The following is a 9,302-nucleotide window of genomic DNA, read 5'->3' as shown; positions in this document are numbered from 1 at the left end:
TTGACCTGCGGGATGTGGTGCTTGCGGTACTTGCCCAGATAGCTGCCGTCCGCGTCGATCACGGCGGCGGTGTTGTAGTAGAAGCCCGACTGCTCGAGCTCGAAGACGGGGACGACGATCACCATCCCGGTCTCCCGGGCGAGCGCCTGCATCCGCCGCACGGTCGGCCCGTCCGGCACCGCCTCCGCCCACCGGTAGTGTTCCGCCTCCTGCACCTGGCAGAAGTAGGGCGCGTTGAACACCTCCTGGAAGCCGATCACCTTGGCGCCCTGAGCGGCCGCCTGCCGGGCGTGTTCCTCATGCTTCGCGATCATCGATTCGGTATCGCCGGTCCAGGTGGCCTGGACGAGAGCGGCACGTACGAGGTTGGCCATGATCAGCTCCTCAACCTGTGTCTACGCACGTAGATTCCGGGCTGTGAAGAACGTAAGAGCGCACTGACCACTCTGGCAATACCGCCGCCGTTACTCAACGAAGACGATCACGTTTCGTGTTTTGTCGGGTCTGGGGTTCAGATCGGTACGGGCTTCTCGGCCCGGTCGGGTGCGGGTTTCGTCTCGCGCCTTCGGCGCGATTGAGCAGCGGGGCAGCAGGGTGGGGGGCGCGGCGCCGCCGCCGGGCCCCGGGCCGGTGGGTGCGGGCGCCGGTGGCGGCATCCGTGCCCGGGAGCTGGGGCCGATGCCGGACTGACGGCCCCTCGGGGTGTCCCTCGAAAAAACGCTTGATCTGAAGCAACTAATTCGTCAAACGTTTTCGATAGGGGTACCCCAAACCCCGCAGTCCTGCATCGTCCTCAGCCCTCGGCCGGGGAGGCCGCCATGGGCGGCCACACCCACCGGCCCGGCGCCCGGCGGCGGCGCCGCGCCCCCCGCCCCCGTGTCAGGGTCAGGCGAGGCCGGGAACGCCCGGCAGGCGTGCGGTGCGGAGGGCGTGGGCCAGGTCGTGGTGGGCGCTGGAGGAGACCCCGGCGGCCGCGTCGAGCAGCAGGGGCACCAGCGTGGCGGGATCCTCGGCCGCCGCTCGCGCCGCGTCCTCCGGCGTACGGGCCCGTACGAGCGCTTCCAGCAGGAACGCGGCCCTGCGAGGGGCTCCCGCCGCGAGGAGCGCCTTCGCGGTGTGGGCCACCTCGGGGACGGGCCGCGAGACGCTCTGCCGTAACAACCCCTCGCCGTCGGCCTCGCGGTCCGCCGCGAACAGCGCCCCGGCGGCCGCGGCGAGCTGTGCGGGCGGCAGACACGCCGTCTCCCACAGCAGCGTGGACACATCGGCCCCGAGACCGGCGCGCTCCAGTTCGTCCGCGAGCACCGGCAGCCGCGCGGCGGGCCAGACGGCGGCCTCGTACAGCACGACGTGGGCCTCGCCGGAGCGGCCCTCCGCCCGGAGTCGGCCCAGCCGCGCGACCGCCTCCTGGGCCGCATGCCGCGCCGCCGCGCGCTCCGCCGCCTCGCGGGCAAGCCGCCGTCCGTCGTCCGCCGCCCGGTCCCGCTTACGACGCTTGCCGCCGTCCTCGCCCTCATACGCCCCGGCAAACCGCGCCCCACGCGGGGTGGCACGTACCTCGGCTCCGCTCTCCGCCGAGGGAGGCGCGGGCAGGACCGGGGTCGGCACCACCGCGGCACCCTCATCCCCCGCCCCGGCAAACCGCGCCCCGCGCGGCCGCGGAGCCGCGTCCGCCTCCTCCACCCCCGCGAACCGCGCCCCGCGCGGCCGAGGTCTCGCGGGGGCAGGAGCGTGCTGGTCGGTGACCGGGCCGGGGGACGCCGCCGAGGGCCGGTTGGACTCGGCGCCCCCGGCGACTACCGGCCCGGCCGATGCTGGGTCGCCCTGGTGCTGGGCACCGCCGGGCTGCCGCACATCCTGGTCGCGCGCGGCGCGCCTGAGTGGCACGGCCCCAGGGCCGGTGGCCACCTCCGCACCGCCGCCCTCCCCTTCGTACGCCACCGCGAACCCCACCGCCCCCTGCGGGCGCTCTCCCCGCCCAACCCCGCCCGTCGCGGGCGCGGGCGCACCCGCGAGCGGGCTCGGTGGCGTGGGTCCCGCCGCCGCGGCCTGCGCGGGACGGGACACACCCGGAAGCGCGGCCAGGCGGGCGTGGAGTTCTTCCGTACGGGCGGTGGCGCGCTGATAGTCGTCGTGGGCCCAGGCCAGCTCCGCGGCGAGGCGGTTCCGGGCGGCCGGGTCCTCGGCGGTGGACAGGGCCGCCCGGAGGTCGGCCGCGCGTCGGGCGGCATTGCGGCGCTGGTGGAGCATGCCGTCCAGGCGGTCCCGGAGGGCCTCGCGGCGGCCGGGCCCGGCGTCGTGGGCCGCGACCGACGCGCGGTAGAGGGTCGCCGCGCGGGACGCCGCCTCCTGGGCGGCACCGGGGCCGTGCTGGGCGGAGAGGTCCTGGAGCAGGGACTGGACGAGGTCCCAGGGCGGCACCTCGAGGCCGTCGAGACAGGCCCGCAGCCCGTCCGGGTCGCGCAGGGCGAAGACGCCGTACCAGCCCGCCCCCGCGTCCAGCCGTCTCGTCAGCCCCCGCAGATACGTCGCGAATTCCTCGACCTCGGCCGGGAGTTGCCCGCTCGCCATGGCCACCCCTCCCCCTCGGACGATGGACGTTGCACAACCCGAGGCCACGCATTCGACACCCTGCGTGTTACGGAACCGGTTACGGCTGTGCTACGGGCGCTTTTCCTACTCCGCACACAACAGGCAAACTTGCAAGTTTGCCTGTCGATTTCCTATGCTCCAGGCATGGCCCCGCATGATCCGACACACCTCGCCGCCGAGCTCGCCGGCGTCGTCACCCAGCTGATGCGCCGTATGCGGGCGGCCTCCTCGCAGGGGGCGCTCACCCCCTCCCAGCGCGCCGTGCTCAGCCGGCTCTACAACGAAGGGCCGACCACCACCGCCGCGCTGGCCCGCGCCGAGCTGGTCCGGCCGCAGTCGATGCGCATGATCCTGGCGGCGCTGGAGGAGCAGGAGCTGGTGGAGCGGGCCCCGCATCCGACCGACGGGCGGCAGGTGGTCTTCTCGAGCACCGAGCGGGGGCGCCAGGCGATCACCTCCGTACGGCAGGCCAAGCAGAGCTGGCTGCTGGACGCGATCGAGACCCGCCTCGACGCCGATGAGCGCCGCACTGTCGTCGAGGCCACCGAGCTACTGAAGCGACTGGTCCAGGAATGACCGACACCGCGGGAAAGTCGGCCATACCGGCGGCCGGGACGGCGGGCGAGCGCCATGCCCCCGCCGACCCCTTCGGCCCCCGGCTGATGGCCCCGCTGCTCATCGGCTCGGTCCTCAACCCCGTCAACTCCACGATGATCGCCACCGGCCTGGTGGCCATCGGGCACGACTTCGGGGTCGGCGCCGCCCAGACCGCCTGGCTGGTGGCCTCGCTCTACCTCGCCAGCGCCGTGGCACAGCCCGCGATGGGGCGGCTCGCGGATCTGCTCGGTCCGCGCCGGGTCTTCCTCTCCGGGCTGCTCGTGGTGTGCGCCGCCGGGCTGGTGGGCGCGCTCGCGCCCGCTTTCGGCTGGCTGATCGCCTCGCGGGTGCTGCTCGGCATCGGTACGTCCGCGGCGTACCCGGCGGCGATGGCGCTGCTGCGCGCCCAGTCCTTCGCCACCGGACGGGAGACCCCGCGTCCCGTGCTCGGCCGGCTCTCGCTCGCCGCACTCGGCAGCGCGGCGGTCGGCCCGGTGCTCGGCGGGCTGCTCACCGCGACCGCCGGATGGCGGGCGATCTTCGCGGTCAATGTGCCGCTGGCCCTGATCGGCATCACGCTCGCGCTGCTCTGGCTGCCCAGGACCCGTATGGCGAGCGGGGAGGACGGCGCGGCGGGGGCCGGGGCCAGGACGGCGGGCGCGGCGTTCGATCCGCTCGGGATCGCGCTGTTCACCGCCACCCTCACCACCCTCATGATCTTCCTGATGGACCTGGCGCGGCCCAACTGGGCACTGCTGCCCGTCGTCCTGGTGCTCGCGGGCGTCCTGACCTGGTGGCAGCTGCGCCGCCCCCGCCCCTTCATCGATCTGCGGATGATCGGCCGCAACCGCTCCCTCGCCCTCACCTACCTCCGCCACGGCACGGCGTACCTGGTCATCTACATGGTCATGTACGGATACGCGCAGTGGCTGGAGGAGGGGCACGGCTACTCCGCCTCCCGCGCCGGTCTGATCATGCTGCCCATGTCGGGCGCGGCCGCCGTGTGCTCGCTGCTCGGCGCCCGTACGAAGGGCATCTACGCACCGCTCGTCCTCGCGGCCGTCCTGCTCGCCGCCGGGAGCGGGGTGCTGCTGCTCGCCGACGAGTCCACCCCGCTGGTCGCGCTGCTGCTGGCCGCGGTCCTCTTCGGGCTGCCGCAGGGGCTGTCCTCGACGGGCAACCAGGCCGCCGTCTACACCCAGGCCCCGCCGACCAGCGTCGGCGCGGCGGCCGGGCTCCAGCGCACCTCGCAGTACCTGGGCGCGATCACCGCCGCCGGGCTGATCGGGCTCTTCTACGGGCAGCGGGCGACCGCCGCCGGGCTGCACGGCATCGCCATGGTGGCTGGTGCGCTCAGCCTCGCGGTGCTCGTGCTGACCGCCACCGACCGGGCCCTGCGCGGCCGCGCCCGCGCCCGTACCCGCACCTGACCCACCCTCCGTTCCCTCATACGCCCCGCAGACCCGCCCCAGGAGGCACCGTGCCCGCCACCACACTCGACCCGAACACCGCCCTGGTCCTCGTCGACCTCCAGAAGGGCATCACCGGACTGCCCACCGTCCACCCCACCGCCGAGGTCGTCGAGCACGGCGCCCGGCTGGCCGCCGCCTTCCGCGAGCGCGGGCTGCCGGTCGTCCTGGTCCGGGTGGTGGCCGGGGCCCCGGGCCGCACCGAGGCGCAGCGGGGCGGGGGCGGCGGGGAGTTCCCGGCCGACTTCGCCGACCTCGCGCCGGAACTCGGCCGTGAGGACGGCGACATCGTGGTCACCAAGCACACCTGGGGCGCCTTCCACGGCACCGACCTCGACCTCCAGCTGCGCCGCCGCGGGGTGACCCAGGTGGTGCTCGGCGGCATCGCCACCAGCATCGGGGTGGAGTCCACGGCCCGGGCGGCGTACGCGCACGGGTACCACGTGACCCTCGCGACCGACGCCATGACGGACATGGACGCCGAGGCGCACCGCAACAGCGTCGAGAAGATCTTCCCCCGGCTCGGGGAGACGGACTCCACGGACGCGATCATCGGTCTGCTGGGCTGATGAACAGCCGGTAGACAGGGGTACGGCGGGCTCCGGAACCGGAGCCCGCCGTACGTACCTGGTCAGCGGTCAGCGCTTCGGGGTCAGCGGTCAGCGCTTGGGGCTCACCACCATCGCCGAGCCGCCGCCCCGCCGTTCCGTCTCGGCCGCCGCGAGCCACCGTCCGCCGGACAGCCGCTGCACCCCGGTGGCCGCGCCGATCTCGGGGTTCTGCTTGAAGGAGTGGCCGAGCGCCTCGAGCTTGGCGCGCTCCGGGCCGTTCCACAGTCCCGGTTCCAGCTCCGTCTGGGCCGCGTTGCGCTGGCTGGCGCGCGGTGCGGCGATCGCGTCGACCAGCGGCATGCCCCGGTCGAGATGGTTCAGCAGGGTCTGGAGCACGGTGGTGATGATGGTCGCCCCGCCCGGGGACCCCAGGGCCAGCACCGGCTTGTGGCCGTCCAGCACGATCGTCGGCGACATGGACGAGCGCGGCCGCTTCCCCGGGCCCGGCAGGTTCGGGTCGTGGACGGCGGGGTCGGCGGGTGCGAAGGAGAAGTCGGTCAGCTCGTTGTTGAGCAGGAAGCCACGGCCGGGGACGGTGATCCCGCTGCCGCCGGTCTGCTCGATGGTGAGGGTGTAGGCCACCACATTGCCCCACTTGTCGGCGACCGTGAGATGCGTGGTGTTCTCGCCCTCGTACGTGGTCGGGGCGGCGTGGCCCCGGGTGTCGCAGGAGCCGGGCCCGGACGGGTTGTTCGGGTCACCGGGCGGTACCGGGCTCTTGAGCACCGCGTCGTCCTTGATCAGGCAGGCCCGGGAGTCGGCGAACCGCTGTGAGGTGAGCCCCTCGGTGGGGACGTCCTCGGCGGCGGGGTCGCCGACCCAGCGGCCCCGGTCGGCGAAGGCTATCCGGCTGGCCTCGATATAGCGGTGCAGGTAGTCGACGTCGCTGAGCTTGGAGAGGTCGGTCTTCTCCAGGATGTTGAGCGCCTCGGCGACGCTCGTGCCGCCGGAGGACGAGGGCGCCATGCCGTACACGTCCAGACCGCGGTAGTCGGTCCGGGTCGGGGCCTGCCGCTTCGTAGCGTAGGACCGCAGGTCCTCGGTGGTCAGATCGCCCGCGCGCACGACGCGTTGCGCCTTCGGATCGACGGGCGGCTTGCGCACGGTGTCGACGATGTCGCGGCCCAGCTCGCCCTTGTAGATGGCGCCGACGCCCTTCTTGGCCAGCAGCGCGTACGTACGGGCGAGGTCGGGGTTGCGGAACGTCGAGCCGACCGCCGGGGGCTCGCCACCGGGCAGGAACAGCTTGGCGGTGGCCGGGAAGTCCTTGAAGCGGGCCTGGTTGTCGGCGGTCTGCTGACGGAACGTGGAGTCGACGGTGAACCCGTCGCGGGCCAGCCGCTCGGCGGGCCTCAGCACCTGCCCCAGCGAACGGGTGCCCCAGTCCTTCAGGGCGTCGTTCCAGGTGGCGGGGGTGCCGGGGGTGCCGACGCTCAGCCCGCTGGTGACGGCGTCGGCGAACGGCAGCGGTTTGCCGTTCCTGTCGAGGAAGAGCTTCTGGTCCGCGCTGCGGGGCGCGGTCTCGCGGCCGTCGAGCGTGGAGACCTTGTGCCGCTTGGCGTTGTAGTAGACGAAGTACCCGCCGCCGCCGACACCCGCCGAGTACGGCTCGGTGACCCCGAGCGCGGCGGCGGTCGCGACCGCCGCGTCCACCGCGTTGCCCCCGTGCCGCAGTACGTCGATCCCGGCCGCCGAGGCGTCGGGATCCACGCTGGAGACCGCGCCTCCGTAGCCGACGGCCACGGGTGTCTTGGCCGGAGCGCCCTTGTCGGCGCTCTCGTGCCCGGCGGCACCGGCCGGGACGACGCCCAGTACGGCGACCATTCCGGCGGCGGCCGCGAGCGCGGGCAGCCGGCACCGGACGGCCGCCGCGGCGGACCGGGCGGACCCGGCGGACCCGGCGGACCCGGCGGACCGGGCAGACCCGGCGGTGGTGGACCTGGTTGACGATGCGGCTGGTCGTGCGGCGTGCCCCATCCGTGACCTCCAAGCGAAACGACAGGGGCCGGAGCCTACCCGCGAGCCACGCACCCCCAACAGGGGTGGATCGGTCCCCCATCCGTTCATGTGTCCGTTCCGGCGTTCGTTCATCCGTCCGCTCGAACGTGTACCCGGTCGGCCGCTACGATGCGCGGCCATGACAGACACTCTCCAGGACCTGATCGCCTCCGCGGCCGCCCTGATCGTGGGTCTGGCCGCCGGGTGGGCCGTGCACTCCGCGTTCGCGCGCCGCAAGCGCGCCCGCGAGCAGCGCTTCTTCGGTCTGCCGGACGGTTCGGAGTGTGTGATGGTCACCCATCGGGACAGCACCTCGGCCCACTGGAGCATCCCCCGCCATGACGCGCTGGCGCTGCTGGGGCTGGCGTCGGTCGTGGAGAACTGCGGGGCGCACACCGAGGTGGCCCCGCATGACACGGGGCTCCAGGGCTTCGGGGCGCGCACCGAGTTCTGCGTCGGCGATCCGACCGCGCACCGCAGGCTCGCCGCCCATATGGCCAATCTACTGCCGGGCGTCACCGTGCACCCGGGGGACGACTCCGGCACGGACCGGGGGATGTTCACCATCGCCGGTACCCACTACCGCCCGGATCCGGGCGCGGTCGAGCATGTGCTGCTGGCCCGGCTGACGGCGGGCGACGACAGCCGCCCGGTCTTCCTGGCCGCGGGCCAGCGGCCGGTCACCCATCGCGCCGCCGTCCGCCACCTCGTCCGCAACCGCGCCCGGCTGGCCCGCAAGTACGGCGCGCAGGGCTCCTTCTGCCTGCTGCTGAAGGTGGTCAACTCGCAGGCGTACGGCCCGGATCTGGTCGAGGTGGTCGCGGATGTGACCAAGTCCGCGACCACCTCGGTGGGACCGCGCGCGGCGGCGAAGGCGGCCACGAAGGAGGACTGAGTCAGCCGCGGACCCGGCCGAACAGGCGCGCCCCGCCCATCAGGCACAGCGCCGCCAGGGCCAGGGTGACGGCCGCGCCGACGGCGACGGTGGTGTTGGCGTAGTGCCCCAGGAACACCTGGCGCACCGCGTCGACGGTGTAGCGGAACGGCACGGCGCGCGATGCGCCCGCGAGCCATCCGGGGGCCAGGGTCATCGGCAGCAGCAGCCCGGAGAGCAGCATCAGCGGCATGCCCGCCGTATTGGCGATGGCGGCGAACTCCGGGGCCGTACGGACGTTCATGGCCAGCCCGTAGGAGAGCGCGGACAGGGCCGCCGCGAGCACGGCGACGAACAGCAGCCCGAACAGCACGCCGAGGAGCGGCGCGCGCAGCCCGAAGGCCAGACCGAGCAGCACCAGCAGCACCGACTGGGCCACCAGCTGGACGACATCGCGCAGGGTGCGCCCGAGCAGCAGCGCCAGCGGGCTGACCGGGGTGACCCGCATCCGGTCCAGCACCCCGAGGTTGCGGTCCATCAGCAGGCCGAGCCCGACATACGACCCGCCGAGCAGGGCGAGCTGAACGAGCACACCGGGGACCAGTGTCTGCCAGGACGATCCGCTGACGCCCATGTCGAGTTCGGTCAGCAGCGGACCGAAGAGGGCGAGGAAGAGCAGCGGCTGAAGCATTCCGAAGAAGAGATTGGTCTTCGAGCGAAGCGTTGAGCGCAGACAGCGGCCGAAGACGATGCCGGTGTGGGCGAGAAGAGTCATGAGAGGCCCTTGGGTCGGGTCGGTGTTCTGAACGGTGCGCGGGGTGTCCGGCGGGCTGTTCCCCTCCCCGCCCCTTCCCGCTACCAGGGGCTCCGCCCCTGGACCCCGAGCCCCGGGACGGCCCCGGTCCGGGCCTGAGGGCGGAGCCCAGGTTCGAGGTCCGGCGCGGAGCCCACGCCCGGGGCCGGGCCCCCAGGCCCCGGCACGGGGTCTGGGGCGGAGCCCCGGTACGGGGTCTGGGGCGGAGCCCCGGTACGGGGTCTGGGGCCGAGCCCCGGCACGGAGTCGGGGGCCGAGCCCCGGCACGGAGTCGGGGGCCGAGCCCCGGCACGGAGTCGGGGGCCGAGCCCCGGCACGGAGTCGGGGGCCGAGCCCCGGCACGGAGT

The 9,302-nt window shown here is 73.8% G+C and carries 8 protein-coding genes; 4 read left to right on the top strand and 4 right to left on the bottom strand.

Features of this window, described 5'->3' with window-relative positions; all coding sequences use genetic code 11:
- Together ABD329_RS45745 and ABD329_RS45740 are read right to left on the bottom strand one after the other, a co-directional pair.
- On the bottom strand, nt 1-374 hold a 374-nt coding region (locus ABD329_RS45745; RefSeq protein WP_344318038.1), incomplete at its 3' end, for a nitrilase-related carbon-nitrogen hydrolase.
- Nucleotides 375-885: 511 nt separating this feature from the next.
- Nucleotides 886-2,571, bottom strand: a complete 1,686-nt coding sequence (locus tag ABD329_RS45740) for a serine/threonine-protein kinase (RefSeq protein ID WP_344318037.1) — start codon at nt 2,569-2,571, stop codon at nt 886-888.
- Nucleotides 2,572-2,736: 165 nt separating this feature from the next.
- Between ABD329_RS45740 and ABD329_RS45735 the strand changes: the two genes are divergently transcribed.
- Genes ABD329_RS45735 through ABD329_RS45725 form a run of 3 tightly spaced genes read left to right on the top strand, consistent with a single transcriptional unit; the run spans nt 2,737 to nt 5,227 of the window.
- Nucleotides 2,737-3,168, top strand: coding sequence for a MarR family winged helix-turn-helix transcriptional regulator (locus ABD329_RS45735; RefSeq protein ID WP_344318036.1), 432 nt, complete (start codon nt 2,737-2,739; stop codon nt 3,166-3,168).
- Nucleotides 3,165-4,619 (top strand): MFS transporter, encoded by a 1,455-nt coding sequence (locus ABD329_RS45730; protein WP_344318035.1) that lies wholly within the window; start codon nt 3,165-3,167, stop codon nt 4,617-4,619. Before ABD329_RS45735 ends, ABD329_RS45730 begins: the two co-directional genes overlap by 4 nt.
- A gap of 50 nt (nt 4,620-4,669) precedes the next feature.
- A complete protein-coding gene (locus ABD329_RS45725) occupies nt 4,670-5,227 on the top strand; it encodes an isochorismatase family protein (protein ID WP_344318034.1) in 558 nt (185 codons plus the stop codon).
- A 90-nt stretch (nt 5,228-5,317) separates the two neighbouring features.
- Here the strand turns inward: ABD329_RS45725 and ggt are convergent, their stop codons facing one another.
- Nucleotides 5,318-7,246 (bottom strand): gamma-glutamyltransferase, encoded by a 1,929-nt coding sequence (ggt, locus tag ABD329_RS45720; RefSeq protein WP_246619116.1) that lies wholly within the window; start codon nt 7,244-7,246, stop codon nt 5,318-5,320.
- Nucleotides 7,247-7,406: 160 nt separating this feature from the next.
- On the opposite strand from ggt, the gene ABD329_RS45715 reads away from it, so the two are divergent.
- Nucleotides 7,407-8,162, top strand: coding sequence for a hypothetical protein (locus ABD329_RS45715; RefSeq protein WP_198281696.1), 756 nt, complete (start codon nt 7,407-7,409; stop codon nt 8,160-8,162).
- A 1-nt stretch (nt 8,163) separates the two neighbouring features.
- Here the strand turns inward: ABD329_RS45715 and ABD329_RS45710 are convergent, their stop codons facing one another.
- A complete protein-coding gene (locus ABD329_RS45710) occupies nt 8,164-8,916 on the bottom strand; it encodes an ABC transporter permease (protein WP_198281697.1) in 753 nt (250 codons plus the stop codon).
- Nucleotides 8,917-9,302 lie beyond the last annotated feature (386 nt).

The organism is Streptomyces javensis, from assembly GCF_039525925.1.
GTDB lineage: Bacteria > Actinomycetota > Actinomycetes > Streptomycetales > Streptomycetaceae > Streptomyces > Streptomyces asiaticus.
This window is presented reverse-complemented; position numbering and strand designations above follow the sequence as displayed.